This is a genomic window from Rahnella bonaserana, assembly GCF_019049675.1.
Classification (GTDB): domain Bacteria; phylum Pseudomonadota; class Gammaproteobacteria; order Enterobacterales; family Enterobacteriaceae; genus Rahnella; species Rahnella bonaserana.
Map to the genome: position 1 here is coordinate 47982 of NZ_JAFMOW010000055.1, position 19005 is coordinate 66986.

Here is a 19005-nt window from a genome sequence, read left to right on the forward strand (position 1 = left end):
TTCCTGTTGCTTTTCATGATCCACCTGCGATTATAGAGAGCTTGGTCGCATGAATTACGGGCATTCATAAAATGAAAAACGCTTTACGCTGGTCTCTGGCCGCGACGATATTATTTTCTCTCTCCGGTTGCGGACTGAAAGGGCCGTTGTATTTCCCACCACCGGAAAAATCAACCACTCAGAAAACCAGTAATGTTCCAGGTACTGCTAACGACGGTTCATCGCAGCAGAAAGGTGTATCACCAGAAGATCTCACGACGAATTCCAGAGATTAACCGGCCTGTGCCGGGGTTCGGGCAGACTGCCGGAACTCTTTCTTCAAGAGATCATCGCGACTGGATTTGACCAGCGGTAAACGGAGTCAGTTATGCAGTTCTCCAAAATGCACGGCCTGGGAAACGATTTTATGGTCGTTGATGCCGTCACTCAAAATGTCTACTTCTCGCCTGAGTTGATCCGCCGTTTGTCCGATCGTCACCGTGGCGTGGGTTTTGACCAACTGCTGGTGGTAGAGCCACCTTATGACCCCGAATTAGATTTTCACTACCGCATTTTCAATGCCGACGGCAGCGAAGTGGCGCAGTGTGGCAACGGCGCGCGTTGCTTTGCCCGCTTTGTCCGCATTAAAGGTCTGACTAACAAACGCGACATTCGCGTCAGTACGCAGACCGGTCGCATGGTGCTGACGGTAACGGAAGATGAAGACGTTCAGGTCAACATGGGCGAGCCGGTGTTCGAGCCGCAACAGGTTCCTTTCCGTGCAGCGAAACCGGAAAAGACCTATATTCTGCGTGCAGAAGAGCGCACAGTATTTTGCGGCGTCGTGTCGATGGGAAACCCGCACTGCGTATTGCAGGTCGAGGATGTATTAACGGCTGAAGTCGACCTCCTCGGGCCAATGCTGGAAAGCCATGAGCGTTTTCCCGAGCGTGTGAACGTCGGGTTTATGCAGATCCTCAGTCCGGAAAGCGTTAAATTACGCGTGTACGAACGGGGTGCAGGTGAAACACAGGCGTGCGGAAGTGGTGCCTGTGCCGCCGTCGCTGTAGGTATCCAGCAAGGGTTACTTGCTGAAGAAGTTCAGGTGGAACTGCCGGGAGGCAGCCTCGAAATTCGCTGGAAAGGGCCGGGTCATCCGTTGTATATGACCGGACCTGCCACTCATGTTTACGACGGATTTATTCATCTATGAACAATCTTGATGACCAGATTGAACCGGTGATAGCACTCGACGACGACAGCGTGATGCAATATCTGCTGCAAAACCCGGATTTCTTTATTCGCAATGCCCGAAGTGTTGAGCAGATGCACGTACCGCATCCGGTGAAAGGCAGCACTTCGCTGGTTGAATGGCAGCTCGGTCGTCAGCGTCATCAGATTGCACAGCTCGAAGAAGAAATTACCTTGCTGATGGAGCAGGCGTCGATCAACGAATCGCTGTTCGGGCGGATGATCGAACTACAGGCCACGCTCGCGGCGGCCAGCAGTTTGCAGGATATGCTGAACCGTCTGCAACGCTGGGCACGCAGTCTCGGACTGGCGGGCGCCAATGTGCGTCTGTTCAGCGAAGGCTGGCGTATCGGCGCGCCTTCTGATTTCACCCATCTGGCGGTGAGTCGAAGCGCATTTGAATCGATGCGTATTCAGCGTTTGGGCGAAACCCCGCATTACCTGGGTGGCCTGAACGGTCCGGAATTGTTGCTTTTATTACCGCAGGCCAAAGCCGTCGGTTCTGTCGCGCTTTCCCTGATGGGTGAGCAGGGTGAACTGGGCGTGCTGATTTTCAGCAGCCGCGACCCGCAGCACTATCAGCCGGGAATGGGCACCGTCTTACTCGATCAGCTGGCTAAAATGCTACCTGGCCTGCTGGAACGTTGGATCGAACGGGTATGAGCCATACTGAATCGCCTCTGTATCCCGCGGTCGAGGCGTTTCTGCGTTACCTGCACGTCGAACGTCAACTCAGCCCGCTCACCACGACCAATTACAGCCGCCAGTTAGAAGCCCTGATCGCCATCTCAGGTGAGATAGGTATTTCTGACTGGCAGCAACTCGATGCACCAAAAGTTCGTATGTTACTGGCGCGCAGTAAACGCGCCGGTTTAGGGCCTTCCAGTCTGGCGCTGCGCATGTCTTCACTGCGCAGTTTCCTTGACTGGCTGGTGCGTCAGGGCGTACTGAGCGCCAATCCTGCCAAAGGGATTTCCACCCCGCGTTCACCTAAGCATTTGCCGAAAAATCTTGATGTCGATGAAGTGAATAAACTGCTGGAAATCGATCTCAACGATCCGCTTTCCGTGCGTGACCGCGCAATGCTGGAAGTGATGTACGGCGGCGGGCTGCGTCTTTCTGAACTGGTGGGCATCGACTGCAAGCATATCGATATGGCCTCCGGTGAAGTGCGCGTGTTGGGTAAAGGCAGTAAAGAGCGCAAAGTGCCGATCGGGCGCACGGCCGTCACCTGGCTGGAACACTGGCTGGAACGTCGTAGTCTGTTTAATCCGCAGGATGACGCGATGTTTTTGTCCAGCAAAGGCTGCCGTATTTCTGCGCGAAATGTTCAGAAGCGCTTTGCCGAATGGGGTGTGAAACAGGGCGTGAACAGCCATATCCATCCGCATAAACTGCGTCACTCGTTTGCCACGCATGTGCTGGAATCCAGCGGCGATTTACGCGCGGTACAGGAATTGCTGGGCCACGCGAATCTGTCCACCACGCAAATCTATACCCATCTGGACTTTCAACATCTGGCGACGGTTTACGACGCCGCGCATCCCCGCGCAAAACGAGGAAAATCATGATGAAGTTCTATCGTCCGCTGAAACGCATTGAAGCGATCACCTTCGATTTAGACGACACGCTGTATGACAATTACGATGTTATCCGTCGTACCGATTCTGAAACGCTGAAATCGATTCAGGGTTTCCATCCGGCACTGGCCGATATGGCACCGGACACCATCCGCCTGATGCGCGCAGAATTGCTGGCAGAGGATGCGGAGATCTATCACGACGTCACCGAATGGCGTCGTCAGGCGGTATTGCTGGCAATGAAACGCGCAGGTCTGAGCGAAAGTGATGCCACGCTGGGCACGAAAGCGGCGATGGAAACCTTCGCCAAGTGGCGCAGCCGGATTTATGTTCCGGGTGAAAATCACGACGCGCTCGCTGCCCTGGCAGAACGCTGGCCTTTAGTGGCGATCACCAACGGGAACGCCGATCCGCACGCCTGTGGTCTGGCGCAATATTTCCAGTTTACTCTGCGCGCGGGCGATCACGGCCGGGCGAAACCTTACGCCGACATGTATAAAAAGGCGTCGATGAAGCTGGATATCCCGCTGGAAAACATTCTCCACGTGGGCGATGACCTGACCACGGACGTCGCGGGTTCCGTGCGCTGCGGAATGCAATCGTGCTGGATTAATTTGCGCGAAGGCGACCTGATGCACATTAAGGATGCCCGTCTGTTACCGCATATTGAGATTTCGCAGTTGGCATCGCTGACAGCATTGCTATAATCCCTTCTTAAATTACTCTGTATAAATTCACAGTAGAAAAGCATTCACCAGGTGAGTGCTTTTCTCATCCTGACAAACGGTGCCTATGGACGTTTCTGACCTGCTCGACAGCCTGAATGAAAAACAACGTGAAGCCGTGGCCGCGCCGCGCAGCAATCTGTTGGTACTGGCCGGGGCAGGCAGTGGCAAAACCCGCGTGCTGGTTCACCGCATCGCGTGGCTGCTGGCCGTCGAAAAGTGCTCACCGTATTCCATTATGGCGGTCACCTTCACCAACAAAGCGGCGGCGGAAATGCGCCACCGTATCGACCAGCTGATCGGCACCAGTCAGGGCGGCATGTGGATTGGCACCTTCCACGGCCTTGCTCACCGTTTGCTGCGTGCGCACCATTTAGACGCGAATCTGCCGCAGGATTTCCAAATCCTCGACAGCGACGACCAGATGCGTCTGATCAAGCGTCTGATCAAAGCGCTGAATATCGACGAGAAACAATGGCCGCCGCGTCAGGCGATGTGGTACATCAACGGCAAAAAAGACGAAGGTCTGCGTCCGCAGCACGTTGAAACTTATAACAATCCTGTTGAAGCCACCTGGTTGCGTATCTATCAGGCCTATCAGGAAGCCTGTGACCGTGCCGGGCTGGTGGATTTCGCCGAGCTGTTATTGCGCGCCCATGAACTCTGGCTAAACAAGCCGCACATTTTGCAGCATTACCGCGAACGCTTTACCAACCTGATGGTGGATGAATTCCAGGACACCAACAGCATTCAGTACGCGTGGATCCGTCTGCTGGCGGGTGACAACAATAACGTGATGATCGTCGGCGACGATGACCAGTCGATTTACGGCTGGCGCGGTGCGCAGGTTGAAAACATCCAGCGCTTCCTGAAGGATTTCCCGAATGCGGAAACTATCCGTCTGGAGCAGAACTACCGTTCGACCAGCACCATTTTGAAAGCCGCTAACTCGCTGATTGAAAATAATAACGGCCGTATGGGTAAAAACCTGTGGACCGAAGACGGCGAGGGCGAGCCAATTTCACTGTATTGCGCGTTCAATGAACTGGATGAATCGCGCTTTGTGGTTAACCGCATCAAAACCTGGCAGGACAACGGCGGTGCGCTGAAAGATTGCGCCATTCTTTACCGCAGTAACGCCCAGTCGCGTGTACTGGAAGAAGCCTTATTGCAGATGGCGATGCCGTACCGCATTTATGGCGGACAGCGGTTCTTCGACCGTCAGGAAATCAAAGATGCGCTGGCGTATCTGCGTCTGATGTCTAACCGTAATGACGATGCTGCGTTCGAGCGCGTGGTGAACACCCCGACGCGCGGCATCGGCGACCGTACGCTGGATGTGGTGCGTCAGACCGCCCGTGACCGTCAGCTGACCATGTGGCAGGCCACGCGCGCATTGTTACAGGAAAAGGTTCTGGCAGGGCGTGCGGCGTCTGCCCTGCAGCGTTTCACCGAACTGGTTGATGCACTGGCGCATGAAACGTCAGACATGCCGCTGCATGTGCAGACTGACCGGGTGATCAAAGATTCCGGCCTGTTCATTATGTATGAGCAGGAAAAAGGCGAAAAAGGCCAGGCGCGTATCGAAAACTTAGAGGAACTGGTGACGGCAACGCGTCAGTTCAGCTATCAGGATGAAGACGAAGACCTGATGCCGTTGCAGGCATTCCTGTCCCATGCCGCGCTGGAAGCGGGCGAAGGGCAGGCCGACGCTAATCAGGACGCCACGCAGCTGATGACGTTGCACTCGGCGAAAGGGCTGGAATTCCCGCAGGTGTTTATCGTCGGCATGGAAGAAGGTATGTTCCCGAGCCAGATGTCGCTGGAAGAAGGCGGACGTCTGGAAGAAGAACGCCGTCTGGCGTACGTCGGCGTTACCCGCGCCATGCAAAAACTGACCCTGACTTACGCCGAAACCCGCCGCTTATACGGCAAAGAAGTCTCGCACCGTCCGTCACGTTTTGTCGGAGAATTACCGGAGGATTGTGTCGAAGAAGTCAGGATGCGCGCCAATGTGTCACGTCCGATGAGCAACCGCAGCGTCGGCACGCCAACCAGCGTCAGCGATACCGGCTTCAAACTCGGCCAGCGCGTCCTGCATCCAAAATTTGGTGAAGGTACCATCGTTAACATGGAAGGCAGCGGCGAACACAGCCGTCTGCAGGTGGCGTTCCCGGGGGAAGGGATTAAGTGGCTTGTCGCCGCCTACGCCAGGTTAGAGGCCGCAAGCTAGCTTACTTGCGATCTTGAGGCCGGGCAGTGCTCGACATCCTCATGGACTAGGTGTCCATTCCGGTGTCTCCGCTCTGGCCGGACTCAACCTCGCTGCGCCGCTGACGCTTGCACAACGGCGTATTAAAGGGCGAAAACCTCACCCACTTCTGCTTTCGCATACCATTCCAGCGTTTCTTTTACGCCTTCTTCGCCTTCCGGCGGCGTGCCTGGCAGATAATCTTGTTCCTGCACCGGCTGATACGCGCCGTGTTTCACTTCAAAAATCACGCCACCTTCGTCGAGGGACAACACGCTGTGCCAGGTGTTGGCCGGGATTTCAAGCAGGCGGGTTTCTGCACCGAGCCACAGACGATCGGTGACGTTGCCGCTGTTATCGTAAATCAGTACCAGAAAACGTCCGCGCAGGGCGGTCAGCATTTCCCAGGTGTGTGGATGGCGGTGGATACGCACGTAAGTACCCGGTTCCATCGCAATGGCCAGCCGTTGCACGTCATCTTCCGGCGCCGGATGGATATTCAGATTCTGACGCAGTCGCGGGGAATGAGCGGCTTTGGTGATCAGATCACACAGCGTGTCCTGGTTTATTTGTTTAATCATTTCAGTCTCTGCCTGAGAAGCCCGGTAACGGGGAAATACGGTGTCTGAGTGTAGCCAAAAAAACGATCAGACATAAGCGGGTAAAGGTTATCAACACCGCCTGAAATTTATGCATAAATGTTGCCAGAATAGATTTGTTCGCGGTTGACAGTCTTTTTATTACCGGCGTAACATGCGCGCACTATTATCAATGAGGAACTGCGCCTTGGACACACCCAGTAGATACTGGCTCAATAACCTGTTTTCCAGGTACCACTTCTAAGGCCCTCCTCATTGCTGATGGCCTTAGTGGTTGTCAGCGACCCCCGTTCTGTCGCTGTGAGTCAGATCTGAAGTTGGTCTGAATTACGCCGGTGACATTTTTCACTCCGTGATTTTCTGTGCTTCAACGCGTTGTCCACTTTCCGTAATTTTTGGGAGAACGGGCACATGCTGAGTGCTTTTAAATTAGAAAACAGCCGCTTATCCCGTTTAGAGCTGGACGAGTCAGACGATCTCAAAACTTCGCTGTGGGTAGATCTGGTTGAGCCTGACGAACAGGAACGTGAGCGCGTTCAATGCGAATTAGGGCAAAGCCTGGCGACGCGTCCTGAACTGGACGACATCGAAGCCTCTGCGCGTTTCTTTGAAGACGAAGACGGTCTGCACATTCACTCCTTCTTTTATTACGAAGATGCCGACGATCATGCGGGTAACAGCACCGTCGCATTTACCGTGCGCGAAGGCCGTTTGTACACCCTGCGTGAACGCGAATTACCGGCGTTTCGTCTCTACCGTATGCGTGCCCGTAATCAGAAACTGGTTGATGGGAATGCCTATGAACTGCTGCTTGATTTGTTCGAAACCAAAATTGAACAGCTGGCGGACGAGATCGAAAACATCTACAGCGATCTGGAAAAACTCAGCCGTGTGATCATGGAAGGGCATCAGGGCGACGAATATGACGCCGCGCTTTCCACGCTGGCAGAACTGGAAGATATCGGCTGGAAAGTCCGTTTATGTCTGATGGATACCCAACGGGCGCTGAATTTCCTGGTGCGCAAAGCCCGTTTACCCGCAGGTCAGCTGGAGCAGGCGCGCGAAGTGTTACGCGACATCGAATCGCTGTTGCCGCACAACGAATCCCTGTTCCAGAAAGTGAACTTCCTGATGCAGGCGGCGATGGGCTTTATCAACATCGAACAGAACCGCATCATCAAGATTTTCTCGGTGGTTTCCGTGGTGTTCCTGCCGCCAACGCTGGTGGCATCCAGCTACGGGATGAACTTCGAATTCATGCCTGAGCTGAAATGGTCATTCGGTTATCCGGGCGCGATTGCGCTGATGATCCTCGCCGGTCTGGCACCTTATCTGTACTTCAAACGTAAAAACTGGTTATAACAGGCCATGTTGATGGAAAGGATGGCTCCGGCGGGCCAGTGGACAATCCTCGTTGTTGCCTCGCTGATCCTGGGCATTATTTTTCAAACCTTCCACGTTCCTGCTGCGCTCCTGCTCGGGCCGATGATTGTCGGCGTCGTCATGGGTTTATTGGGCGCCAGCGTGCGCATTCATCCGCTGTTTTTCAAAATATCGCAGGGCGTTTTGGGCTGCATGATTGCCCAAAGCCTGTCGCCGTCGATATTACCCCCGTTACTCAATGACTGGCCGCTGGTGCTGATGGTGCTGGTGGCGACGCTGCTGGCCAGCGGGCTTTCCGGCTGGCTGCTGGTACGTTTTAGCCAGTTGCCCGGTCCCACAGGTGCCTGGGGCTCATCGCCGGGCGGTGCCAGCGCCATGGTCGCGATGGCCGGTGATTTTGGGGCTGATGTGCGTCTGGTCGCGTTCATGCAGTATCTGCGCGTACTGTTTGTGGCCACAGCGGCTGCATTTGTTGCACGCATGGCAATGGGCGACAGCGCATCGCTTGCGGCGGCAGTGGTGTGGTTTCCGCCGCTCACCTGGCGTTTCTTTGCGACGCTCTTTCTGGCGGTGGCCGGTGTCTGGCTGGGGCCGCGTCTGCGCATACCTTCCGGCGCGTTGCTGCTCCCGGCTATTGTCGGCGCGATTTTGCATTCCACCGGTACAGTGACCTTAGAAGTGCCGGAGTGGCTGCTGGCGATGGCTTACACGTTGATTGGCTGGAGCGTCGGACTGCGCTTCACACGACCGATATTTAAACTGGCATTGCGCACGCTGCCGCAGATGATCGCGTCGATTATCGGGCTGATGCTGATTTGCGGCGGTATGGCGTGGGTGCTGACCAAATTGCTGGGTGTGGATATGCTGACGGCGTATCTGGCGACCAGTCCGGGCGGGCTGGATACCGTGGCAATTATTGCAGCGGGCAGCCATGCGGATTTAGGCTTTGTGATGGCGATGCAGACGTTACGTCTGATCACCATCCTGGCAACCGGTCCCGCGATGGCGCGCTTTATTTCACGCAGCGCTGTGCCCGCTTCTTCCTCGTCGTAAACGGCCCTGCGTATACAGCGCATCGGTGATAAAGCACAGTAATCCCACCCAGATAAAGCCAAAGGTGATGAGCTGTGACGTATTGACGGTTTCACCGTAAAACACCACTGCCAGCAGGAACATCAGCGTCGGGCCGAGATACTGGAAAAAGCCCAGCGTTGAAAGCTTCAGGCGGGCGGCGGCGGCAGTGAAGAACAGCAACGGGATGGTGGTAATAATCCCGGCTGCCATCAGCAGCAAGTCCAGCGACCACGGATTAGCAGCCAGATTACTGGTCGGACTGTTGGCAATAAAGAACAGGTAAATCCCGGCGACCGGCAGCAGCCATAGCGTTTCAATCAGCATGCCGGTTTGCGAATCCACACCGATTTTTTTGCGCAGCAGGCCGTAAAAGGCAAACGTCAGGGACAGCCCGATGGCGATAATCGGCACCGAGCCAAATACCCAGACCTGTACCAGCACGCCGGTGCAAGCGAGTGCCACGGCAAACCATTGCAAACTTCGGAACCTTTCGCGCAAAAACAGCATGCCGAGCACCACATTCACCAGCGGATTGATAAAGTAGCCGAGGCTGGCTTCCAGAATATGATTGTGATTTATCGCCCAGATAAATATCAGCCAGTTCCCACCGACAAGCAGGGCAGTAATCAGTAACATGCCGACTTTCTTCGGTTGTGCTAACACCCGCCGGACATCGCCCCAGCTGCGGCTGACGGAGAGCAGCACTAACATAAAGAAGAAGGACCAGATCACCCGGTGGGTCAGAATTTCGTCAGCGGGCACCTGTTTGATCAGCTTGAAGTACGCGGGCGCGACTCCCCAGATCAGATAGGCAATAAAGGCAAAAATAACACCTTGCCGGGTACGGTGTGCGTCCATGAGGTACCTGAAAAAAGAGTAAGGAAAGAAGCGGAGTTTACCTGATTTCAGCCGACCATATAGGTCGCCGTGGTCGTGGCAATGTGTATGCCGGTATCGCTGTGCAGATCGACACGCGCCACTGACACTTTATTACCGGCGCGGACCAGGCTTGCCGAAGCAATAAAGTAGTCGCCACGGCCCGGACGCAGATAATCCACGCGTAAATCGATGGTGCCCATCTTTGACAACCGCTGGCGCATTTCGGCCTCCAGCAAAGGATGATCGGGTTTGTCGCGACGGATAAGCGAACTGGTCACGCAGACCAGACCGGCGGCGACATCCAGCACCGCCGCAATCACCCCGCCATGCAGGATTTTTTGTGCGGCATTACCCACCAGTTTGGTCTGGTTGGTAAATTTTAACTCTGCGTAGTCGCAGTCGAGACGTTTCAGCTCGAGGCCCAGTTCGCGGTTAAATGGCATATCGTAAACGAAAATATTGCCGATCAGTTGCAGGGCAGCCTCGTGGCTGAGAGATGAAGCAGACATGAATGAATTCCTGACGAAAAAGAGTGGATCGTATGTTCGCCGAAAAAGTTAACGAAGTGTTGATTTTAGGTGCGGGAGGATGGGATTACTACTCCGCTAAGGATAAATGTATTCAGTACTCATGTAGAAATGTATTTGTGTGTAAAATGCTCTGCTTTGAGATTTCCGGATTGTAGTCTGCGCATTGCCGGCCGGGCGGAAGGCTTATTTTCAAAAATAATGAATCAATAACTTTAGGGTGAGGGTAAGGAATAATGCGTAAAAATTGGGCTGTCGGTGCCACGTTGCTGGCGTTGCCATTGTTGGGCTATGCAGAGGAAGCCACGGTACAGGAAGTACATGATAAACCTGCTGTACGCGGAAGTATTATTGCGAATATGTTGCAGGAGCACGACAACCCGTTCACCTTGTATCCTTACGAACCGAACTATCTGATTTACACCGATACCAGCAATATCAACAAGAAAGCGATTGAGTCTTACGACTGGGCCGATAAAGCGCGTCATGATGAAGTTGAGTTCCAGCTCAGTCTGGCGTTCCCGTTGTGGCGTGGTCTGGCTGGAGATAACTCCGTGCTTGGCGCGTCTTACACGCAAAAATCATTCTGGCAGCTTTCTAACAGCGGGCAGTCTTCACCTTTCCGTGAGACCAACTACGAGCCACAACTTTTCCTGGCTTGGGCAACGGATTACGATTTCCTCGGATGGACATTGCGCGAAGCTGAATATGGTGTCAGTCACCAGTCTAACGGCCGCTCGGACCCGACGTCCCGCAGCTGGAACCGTGTGTATGCCCGTTTCATGGCGCAACACGGCAACTGGCAGGTTGATCTCAAACCATGGTATCGCATCCCTGAAAGCGATGAAGACGACGATAACCCGGACATCGCCAAGTACATGGGCTATTACCGCCTTAAAGTCGGTTATGCGTGGGGCGACAGCGTGTTCAGCGTCGAAAGCCGTTATAACTGGAATACCGGCTACGGCGGCGCAACGACCGGCTGGAGCTACCCGATTTCCAAACAGGTACGCTTCTATACTCAGGTCTTCAGCGGTTACGGCGAGTCATTGATCGACTATAACCATAAGCAGACCCGCATCGGCGTCGGCATTATGCTTAACGACATCATGTAATCCCCGCCATACGTCTGGTTGCAGTTGCGTTAGCTGCATCGCGGATTATTTAGGGTATATTATGTCGGTGCAGTACAGCCCCGGCGGCTTTAGGGCTTAGCCGGGTGGTTTGAACAGTTGGGGAATTGAGTGTCTACGGCGGCAGTGATAAACAAAGAAGAGCTGGCTCATCAGGTATTACGCGATACCTTCGGTTATCAGCAATTCAGACCAGGCCAGCAAACTATCATCAACACCGCCATTTCAGGCCGGGATTGTCTGGTAGTGATGCCAACAGGCGGCGGTAAATCGCTGTGCTATCAAATCCCCGCACTGGTGATGGACGGCCTGACGCTGGTCGTTTCGCCGCTTATTTCCCTGATGAAAGATCAGGTCGATCAGCTGATGGCGGCGGGCGTTGAAGCCGGTTGCCTGAACTCGACACAAACCCGTGAGCAACAGCTGGACGTGATGGCCGGTTGTCGCGCGGGGCGTATCAAAATGCTGTATATCGCGCCGGAACGCCTGATGATGGGCGATTTCCTCGAACAGCTACAACAGTGGAATCCGGCGATGCTTGCCGTCGATGAAGCCCACTGTATTTCCCAATGGGGCCACGATTTCCGTCCTGAATATCGCGCCCTCGGCCAGCTGAAGCTGCGCTATCCGCAATTGCCGGTGATTGCGCTGACCGCTACCGCCGATGAAGCCACACGTAATGATATTGTCCGTCTGCTGGAACTGAATGACCCGCTGATTCAGGTCAGCAGTTTTGACCGTCCGAATATCCGTTACACGCTGGTAGAAAAATTTAAGCCGCTCGATCAGTTGATCCGCTTTGTGCAGGATCAGCGCGGCAAAAGTGGCATCATTTACTGTAACAGCCGCGCCAAAGTCGAAGACACCGCAGCACGACTGCAAAGCCGCGGGCTGAGCGTTGGCGCTTATCACGCAGGGCTGGATAACGAAACCCGTGCCCGCGTACAGGAAGGTTTTCAGCGCGACGACCTGCAAATTGTGGTCGCCACCGTCGCCTTCGGTATGGGTATCAACAAGCCTAACGTGCGTTTTGTGGTGCACTTCGATATTCCGCGCACCATTGAGTCTTATTATCAGGAAACGGGGCGTGCCGGACGTGACGGCCTGCCTGCGGAAGCCGTACTGCTTTACGATCCAGCCGATATGGCCTGGTTGCGCCGCTGTCTGGAAGAAAAACCGGCTGGCGCCCAGCAGGATGTTGAACGCCATAAACTGAATGCCATGAACGCATTCGCAGAGGCACAGACCTGCCGCCGTCTGGTGCTGCTCAATTACTTTGGTGAAGGTAAACAGAACGCTTGCGGTAACTGCGACGTGTGTCTGGATCCACCAAAACGCTACGATGGCTTGCTGGACGCGCAGAAAGCGTTGTCCGTTATCGCACGCGTCGGCCAGCGTTTTGGTCTGGGTTATGTAGTCGAAGTATTGCGCGGCTCGAACAATCAGCGTATCCGCGAATACGGCCACGAGAAGCTGTCGGTTTACGGTATCGGCAAAGAGCACAGTAACGAGCACTGGACCAGCGTGGTTCGCCAGCTGATCCACCTCGGCCTTGTGATGCAAAACATCGCCATGCACTCCGCGTTACAACTGACCGAATCGGCGCGTCCGGTGCTGCGTGGTGAAATTCCGTTACAGCTGGCGGTGCCGCGTATTCAGACGCTCAAAATCAAAAGCAGTGCCAGCCAGAAAACATACGGCGGGAATTATGACCGTAAGTTGTTTGCTAAATTGCGTAAACTGCGTAAGTCACTGGCGGATGACAATAATGTGCCGCCGTACGTGGTATTTAACGACACGACGCTGCTGGAAATGGCTGAACATCTGCCGGTCAGCGCGAGCGATTTGCTGGACATCACCGGTGTCGGTCAGCGTAAGCTGGAGAAATTCGGCAGGCCATTTATGGCGATGATCCGCGATCATATCGATAACGGCGACGAATAAGAATTCTGTTTCCTACACATAACACAGAGAGTTAATCATGCTGATGCTATTCCTGACGGTTGCGATGGTCCATCTGATCGCGCTGATGAGTCCGGGGCCGGACTTCTTCTTTGTCTCACAAACCGCCGCCAGCCGGTCGCGTAAAGAAGCCATGATGGGCGTGATTGGCATTACGCTGGGCGTTCTGGTCTGGGCGGCTGTTGCGCTGATGGGCTTGCATTTAATTCTGCAAAAAATGGCCTGGTTGCATCAGATTATCACTGTCGGTGGTGGCCTGTATCTGTGCTGGATGGGCTGGCAACTGCTGAAATCTGCACGTGCTAAGAAACAAAACGGCGATGATACACCGGTGGCACTGCCTGCCCGTGGTCGCACGTTTATGCGCGGTCTGCTGACCAATCTTTCTAACCCCAAAGCCGTGATTTACTTCGGCAGCGTGTTCTCGATGTTCGTGGGCGACAGTGTCAGCGGCGGCGAACGTCTGGGCATATTTCTGCTGATCGTCGTGGAAACCCTGGCCTGGTTCTCATTAGTGGCGCTGGTCTTCGCGCTGCCGAAAATGCGCCGCGGTTATCAGCGTCTGGCGAAATGGATTGATGGCGTGGCGGGTGTGGTGTTTGCAGGCTTTGGTGTTGCCTTAATCATCAACCGCTGAGCGAAGTCGCCGGTTAATAAAAAAGGGTTCGGTTGATGCCGGACCCTTTTTGCATTCTGAGAAATCAAACTTTCCTGGCACTCGCCAGCAACACTCCGACCAGCATAAACAGCGAGCCAAAGATGCGGTTCAGCAACTGCATTTGTTTCGGTGCTTTCACCCAACCGGCGATGCGTGTGGCCAGCGTGGCGTAACCGATCATCACAATGATATCGACAACCACCGTGGTGACACCCAGTACCACGTATTGTGCAGCCTGAGGCTGGTGCGCAATGATAAACTGCGGGAATAGTGCAGCCAGAAACACAATGCTTTTTGGATTGGTCAGGTTGACCAGAATGGCGCGCTTGAACAAACGGCGTCGCGGCATACTGCTGGCGAGTGCGTTCAGGTTAATCGCCCCGGCGGAGCGCCACTGACAAATACCCAGCCAGATCAGGTAGGCGGCACCAAACCATTTGAGAAACTCAAAGGCCAGCAGCGATGATGAAATCAGCGCACCCAGCCCGATACCGACCAGCACGATGTGGATCGTTAAACCGAGCTGTAAACCGGCAATCGATGCGACGGCACCACGATAGCCGTGGCTGATGCCCGTACTCATGGTATTAATCGCGCCGGAACCGGGTGATAAACTTAAAATAGAAGTGGTGAGCAGGTAGGTTAACCACCAGTCCAGTGTCATTGCGAGACTCCCTGAGTACGTTTTAGGTTGTTTTATGGCACAATACGCCATTGTCTATAATTGCGCTATAGCTCACAAATAACACTTTCATCCTCCCAGTTCGACGACTTTGGATCATTGAATGCCTGTGAATTATGCGAAGTGGTTAACACGTGAGAAGGAATTTGCAGCCTTTGCGACCGGGCCTTTGCTGGATTTCTGGCGGACGCGCGAAGAAGGCGAGTTTAGCGGCGTTGATGATGTCCCTGTCCGCTATGTCCGGTTTTGTTCGCCTGCTCACGATAAAGTCATCGTTGTGTCACCGGGTCGTATAGAAAGCTACGTAAAATATCCTGAAGTGGCCTACGATTTATTCCATTGCGGCTACGATGTCATGATTGTCGATCACCGTGGTCAGGGACGTTCCGGGCGTATGCTCGACGATCCGCATTGCGGTCACGTGAAGCACTTTGATGATTATGTCGAAGATTTCGACCGCTTTTATCAGCTTGAGATTGCGCCGCGTCAGTACCAGAAAAAGTTTGCGCTGGCACACTCCATGGGCGGTGCGATCCTGGCGCTGTATCTGGCTAAAAATCCGCAGAATTTCGATGCTGCGGCCTTACTTGCGCCGATGACAGGTATTTATTTACCGATGCCGGGTTGGTTATCACGCCGTATCCTTAACTGGGCGGAAAATCGTCCGGTTCGTCGTGACGGCTATGCGCTGGGTACCGGCCACTGGCGGCCGCTGCCATTTGTGGTCAACCGCCTGACGCACAGCCGCGCACGTTATCGCCGCAATCTGCGGTTTTACGCGGATTATCCTGAGTTGCAGGTCGGCGGACCTACCTATCACTGGGTGCGTGAAGGGATTGAGGCGGGGATGCATATCCTGAAAGAAGCCGAAAAAATCACCACTCCTGTTCTTTTATTGCAGGCGAGCGAAGACCGTGTGGTGGATAACCGGTCCCACCTTGCTTTTTGTCAGGCCATGGCCATTGCGGGGCACCCTTGTGAAGGGGAAAAACCGCTGGTCATTGAAGGCGCGCGCCATGAGATCCTGTTTGAACGGGACGACCTGAGGGCACAGGCGCTGGACGCCATCATGCGCTTTTTTGCGCGACAGCATTAATCCGCGGTTCGCCGCGCACAACTCCATCAGAGGTTAGAACCTAACGCTATGTACCATGTTGTTGCTTCCGATTTAGATGGCACGCTGCTATCACCTGATCATACCCTGAGCCCGTTCGCCAAAGAGACGCTGAAACTGCTGACACAGCGCGACGTGCATTTCGTGTTCGCCACCGGGCGTCACCATATCGACGTGGCGCAGATGCGCGACAATCTGGAAATCAGCGCGTACATGATCACCTCCAACGGTGCGCGCGTACATAACACCGACGGCGACCTGATTTTCTCGCACAATCTGGATGAAGACATCGCCAGAGACCTGTTCGGCATCATGCATAACAACCCGGATATTCTGACCAACGTTTATCGTAATGATGACTGGTACATGAACCGTGACCGCGCCGATCAGGATGATTTCTTCCGTGAATCCGTTTTCAAATACAAACTCTATGAACCAGGCTTGCTGGAAACTGACGGTATCTGCAAGGTGTATTTCACCTGTGAAGATCACGAAAAACTGCTGCCACTGGAAGAAGCGATCAATGCGCGCTGGGGCGACCGTGTGAACGTCAGTTTCTCACTGCCGGTATGTCTGGAAGTGATGGCAGGCGGCGTGTCAAAAGGCCATGCGCTGGAATATGTCTCCAAACTGATGGGTTATTCGCTGAAAGATTGCATCGCTTTTGGTGATGGCCTGAATGACCTTGAAATGCTGACTATGGCCGGTAAAGGTTGTCTGATGAGCGGTTCATTGCCACGACTGAAAGCCGCCATGCCGGATGCAGAAATCATCGGATCCAACGCCGACGATGCCGTGCCGCATTACCTGCGTAAAATGTATCTGGCTGAAGAAAGCTAATCAGTTTTAAAGCAAAGTCGTAAAAGCAAAGCAGGGCGTTTGTCCTGCTTTGGGAGCTTCCGGCTTATGGTTGAGTGAGCGAGGAAAGTTTCCCGGCGCAGTTAGCCCGGATGTGTGTTTGTTAAAGTCATTCATTAGGCTCGGTTGGGAGCTTTTTACGGGCGTTGTATTCGTCTATTTTATTGAAGACGAATGCAGCTAAAGTGACTGCAAAACCGGCTACAATAGCCATCTTCAATCCAATAATGACTTGATGCCAATCATAAGAAAATTCACCAATAACCCATAATGATATAAGAGCAATGATAGTTCTATATCCAATGCCAAGTACCGAAAAAAACACCATTGAATATATAAGCAACATTAAATAATTAACTTTATTTATTAAGGACATTATTTACCCTCAATCTTTTTTATTAACGTTTTAGTAGCATCATTCCCATACTCAAAAATATATGAACCACTAATATCATATGCAAGAATGTTATTCTTAACAAGCCTACTTGCGTCGATGTAAATTGAACCGATAAATGAACCAGATTACTATTCCACAAATCACTCCAAAATATATTCCTTGCCTAGCATAGAAAACACCATCAGATGAAAAGAGTTCAGTATTTTTAAATACTAACCACATTCCTACAGGGAATGTGATCCCAAAAAACACAGAGCAATACATAATGTTAAAAATCAAAAGAGTAAAAGGCCGTTTCATTTATTCGCCGACCCTGTGCTGACAATCACCGCGCCATCGAGCTGCGTATGCCCGCCTGCCGTGATTTCAAAACCGCCGTCACCGGCAAAAATACCGGACTGCTCAACCACCGAGTTGTAGTCGCTGTTCATTGCGGTGATCCGGCTTGCTGAGTGAGCGGGAAAATATCCCGGCGCAGGCGACCGGGATGTTTGCTTGTTAAAGTCATTTATCAGGATCGATTGGAGGTTTTTTTCGGGCGTTGTAAATATCTATTCGATTAAAGATAAAAGCTCCTACTGAAATAAAAATACCAGCAACCACACTCATTTTGACAACTTTTATCGTACCAGATACAGATAGATAAAACTCTCCTGTACAAATTATGGCAGTTATAATTCGGGTAGAGATACCTAATAAAAAAAGGCTACAGTCATGTATATAAACATGAGAATAAATATAAAAAGTGTCATTTCCTTCTTCACCATTTATTATCCTTATTGTTTATTAATTCTTTAACTGTATCATTGGATATTTCAAAGAAAGATGCTGAACCGATATCTCCTATTACCCCGGAAAAAGATCCTGCATACGGCGCAAGCAGATCAGGCGCATACTTCCCAAATCCGCCACCAAACACAGAACCTGCAATGGCTCCACCCTGACCAGACAAGCTCGGTCCATCCGTCATAAATGCGCCACCCATATTAATAAGCGTGTTGCCACCGATTTTATAGCCCGGAGCAAGATAACCCGCTCCTGCCGCAACCGCTGCACTGTAATAACTGAACTCACTGCCCGGTGCCATATTCATATACTGGAATGCAGAGTTAGCACCGCCACCAATCACCGCCCCGGTAATACCTTTTCCTATGGCTATTGTCGGACCAAGATAAAACGCCCCGGCCATAAATACGCCATCCTGATAACCTTCGACTATCGCTTTGGTGATATTCGCTCCTTCCGGCAAATCTCCTTTCGCTATTTTATCCAGCCCGGCCTGTATCTGTTCGGGCGAGAGATTATTATCTACCGCAAACTGATTCCACGAGCCTGCTGTATCAATATAATCCATCATCCCTGAAGGCAGATTAAAGTGATTGTATTCCGTCGCATTCTTCCCACCCTGCGCACCGGCAATAACACCCGCCGTATCATCACCTGCAAGTCCACCCGCCAGACCCGCGGCCAGCGTACTCAGCGCCACGATTTTCTGCTTTTCGTTCTCCGTCAGGTCTTCGCGTTTTACGCCCGGATAAAGTGCCTGTGCGATTAGCTCACCGGTGGCTGCACCTGCCGCTCCCGCAGCGGCGTCACGTCCCTGAAGCTCTGCGATCACACCGCCCACAATCGCGTGGGCGATGGCATTGGCGGCAACGTTATCTTCGCCGACCTGTTTCTTGATTTGCTCCGCCAGATACGGAGCCGCACCGCCTGCCAGTGCCGCTGCCATATCACCGCCCGCCAGCCCCTGAAGCGCCATCGTCGCTGCGCTGATACCTTGCTGGATGTCGCTGCCGGTGCCGTACTGTTTCTGGGTGTCTTTGTACTCTTTAGTCTCCAGCAGGTCTTTGCCGCTCAGTTCCGGGTGCGCGGCTTTCGCTTTCTCCAGCCCTTTAATCTCACCCGCCGTCCGTGCAATATCTGCCGCCTGGCTGCCCACATCGCCCAGCG

Annotated in this window: 20 protein-coding genes and 1 pseudogene; 14 read left to right on the plus strand and 7 right to left on the minus strand. The window is 53.2% G+C overall.

Annotation, left to right across the window (positions count from 1 at the left end; all coding sequences use genetic code 11):
- The first annotated feature begins 71 nt into the window (after positions 1-71).
- From lptM to uvrD, 6 genes are all read left to right on the plus strand, one after another.
- The gene (gene lptM, locus J1778_RS05635) at positions 72-275 is read left to right on the plus strand and encodes an LPS translocon maturation chaperone LptM (RefSeq protein WP_112290268.1); all 204 of its coding nucleotides are present in this window, start codon (positions 72-74) and stop codon (positions 273-275) included.
- 92 nt (positions 276-367) lie between these two features.
- On the plus strand, positions 368-1192 hold the full coding sequence (gene dapF / locus J1778_RS05640; protein WP_217172341.1) for a diaminopimelate epimerase: 825 nt from the start codon (positions 368-370) through the stop codon (positions 1190-1192).
- Positions 1189-1893, plus strand: coding sequence for a DUF484 domain-containing protein (locus J1778_RS05645; protein ID WP_101079448.1), 705 nt, complete (start codon positions 1189-1191; stop codon positions 1891-1893). Before dapF ends, J1778_RS05645 begins: the two co-directional genes overlap by 4 nt.
- Positions 1890-2801 carry a tyrosine recombinase XerC gene (gene xerC, locus J1778_RS05650; protein ID WP_217172342.1) on the plus strand — a complete coding sequence of 304 codons (912 nt, stop codon included), beginning with the start codon at positions 1890-1892 and terminating at the stop codon, positions 2799-2801. The genes J1778_RS05645 and xerC overlap by 4 nt, the downstream gene beginning before the upstream one ends.
- Positions 2801-3517 (plus strand): 5-amino-6-(5-phospho-D-ribitylamino)uracil phosphatase YigB, encoded by a 717-nt coding sequence (gene yigB / locus J1778_RS05655; protein ID WP_217172412.1) that lies wholly within the window; start codon positions 2801-2803, stop codon positions 3515-3517. Before xerC ends, yigB begins: the two co-directional genes overlap by 1 nt.
- 85 nt (positions 3518-3602) lie before the next feature.
- Positions 3603-5768 (plus strand): DNA helicase II, encoded by a 2166-nt coding sequence (gene uvrD, locus J1778_RS05660; protein WP_217172343.1) that lies wholly within the window; start codon positions 3603-3605, stop codon positions 5766-5768.
- Between the two features lie 122 nt (positions 5769-5890).
- On the opposite strand, the gene J1778_RS05665 is transcribed toward uvrD, so the two are convergent.
- A complete protein-coding gene (locus tag J1778_RS05665) occupies positions 5891-6367 on the minus strand; it encodes a WbuC family cupin fold metalloprotein (protein ID WP_217172344.1) in 477 nt (158 codons plus the stop codon).
- A 205-nt stretch (positions 6368-6572) separates the two neighbouring features.
- Between J1778_RS05665 and ysgD the strand changes: the two genes are divergently transcribed.
- From ysgD to J1778_RS05675, 3 genes are all read left to right on the plus strand, one after another.
- The gene (gene ysgD, locus J1778_RS24845) at positions 6573-6629 is read left to right on the plus strand and encodes a YsgD/CorL family protein (protein WP_369921081.1); all 57 of its coding nucleotides are present in this window, start codon (positions 6573-6575) and stop codon (positions 6627-6629) included.
- Positions 6630-6796: 167 nt separating this feature from the next.
- The gene (gene corA, locus J1778_RS05670) at positions 6797-7747 is read left to right on the plus strand and encodes a magnesium/cobalt transporter CorA (RefSeq protein ID WP_217172345.1); all 951 of its coding nucleotides are present in this window, start codon (positions 6797-6799) and stop codon (positions 7745-7747) included.
- Between the two features lie 21 nt (positions 7748-7768).
- Positions 7769-8821 carry an AbrB family transcriptional regulator gene (locus J1778_RS05675; protein ID WP_420804065.1) on the plus strand — a complete coding sequence of 351 codons (1053 nt, stop codon included), beginning with the start codon at positions 7769-7771 and terminating at the stop codon, positions 8819-8821.
- On the opposite strand, the gene rarD is transcribed toward J1778_RS05675, so the two are convergent.
- On the minus strand, positions 8786-9700 hold the full coding sequence (gene rarD / locus J1778_RS05680; protein WP_217172347.1) for an EamA family transporter RarD: 915 nt from the start codon (positions 9698-9700) through the stop codon (positions 8786-8788). The two genes, J1778_RS05675 and rarD, sit on opposite strands and share 36 nt — an antisense overlap.
- Positions 9701-9747: 47 nt before the next feature.
- Complete coding sequence (locus J1778_RS05685) at positions 9748-10230, minus strand: thioesterase family protein (RefSeq protein WP_217172348.1); 483 nt, start codon at positions 10228-10230, stop codon at positions 9748-9750.
- Between the two features lie 254 nt (positions 10231-10484).
- On the opposite strand from J1778_RS05685, the gene pldA reads away from it, so the two are divergent.
- The 3 genes from pldA to rhtC all read left to right on the plus strand — a co-directional run bounded on the left by pldA (position 10485) and on the right by rhtC (position 13980).
- The gene (pldA, locus tag J1778_RS05690; protein ID WP_217172349.1) at positions 10485-11363 is read left to right on the plus strand and encodes a phospholipase A; all 879 of its coding nucleotides are present in this window, start codon (positions 10485-10487) and stop codon (positions 11361-11363) included.
- A gap of 129 nt (positions 11364-11492) precedes the next feature.
- On the plus strand, positions 11493-13325 hold the full coding sequence (gene recQ / locus J1778_RS05695; protein ID WP_217172350.1) for an ATP-dependent DNA helicase RecQ: 1833 nt from the start codon (positions 11493-11495) through the stop codon (positions 13323-13325).
- A 37-nt stretch (positions 13326-13362) separates the two neighbouring features.
- Entirely contained in the window at positions 13363-13980 is a 618-nt protein-coding gene (gene rhtC / locus J1778_RS05700) for a threonine export protein RhtC (RefSeq protein WP_217172351.1), read from the plus strand.
- Positions 13981-14044: 64 nt separating this feature from the next.
- Here the strand turns inward: rhtC and rhtB are convergent, their stop codons facing one another.
- Positions 14045-14665 carry a homoserine/homoserine lactone efflux protein gene (gene rhtB, locus J1778_RS05705; protein ID WP_217172352.1) on the minus strand — a complete coding sequence of 207 codons (621 nt, stop codon included), beginning with the start codon at positions 14663-14665 and terminating at the stop codon, positions 14045-14047.
- A 121-nt stretch (positions 14666-14786) separates the two neighbouring features.
- On the opposite strand from rhtB, the gene pldB reads away from it, so the two are divergent.
- Positions 14787-15779: a lysophospholipase L2 gene (gene pldB / locus J1778_RS05710; protein ID WP_217172353.1), complete on the plus strand. Its 993-nt coding sequence runs from the start codon at positions 14787-14789 to the stop codon at positions 15777-15779.
- A gap of 48 nt (positions 15780-15827) precedes the next feature.
- A complete protein-coding gene (yigL, locus tag J1778_RS05715; RefSeq protein ID WP_113878084.1) occupies positions 15828-16637 on the plus strand; it encodes a sugar/pyridoxal phosphate phosphatase YigL in 810 nt (269 codons plus the stop codon).
- Positions 16638-16764: 127 nt separating this feature from the next.
- Here yigL and J1778_RS05720 read toward each other — a convergent pair whose 3' ends face one another.
- The 3 genes and pseudogenes from J1778_RS05720 to J1778_RS05730 all read right to left on the minus strand — a co-directional run bounded on the left by J1778_RS05720 (position 16765) and on the right by J1778_RS05730 (position 18994).
- The gene (locus tag J1778_RS05720) at positions 16765-17031 is read right to left on the minus strand and encodes a hypothetical protein (protein ID WP_217172354.1); all 267 of its coding nucleotides are present in this window, start codon (positions 17029-17031) and stop codon (positions 16765-16767) included.
- 320 nt (positions 17032-17351) lie between these two features.
- Positions 17352-17483 (minus strand): annotated as a pseudogene (locus J1778_RS24695) (hemolysin); the annotation flags it as partial.
- Positions 17484-17812: 329 nt separating this feature from the next.
- A complete protein-coding gene (locus J1778_RS05730; RefSeq protein ID WP_338019637.1) occupies positions 17813-18994 on the minus strand; it encodes a VENN motif pre-toxin domain-containing protein in 1182 nt (393 codons plus the stop codon).
- Positions 18995-19005: the final 11 nt, after the last annotated feature.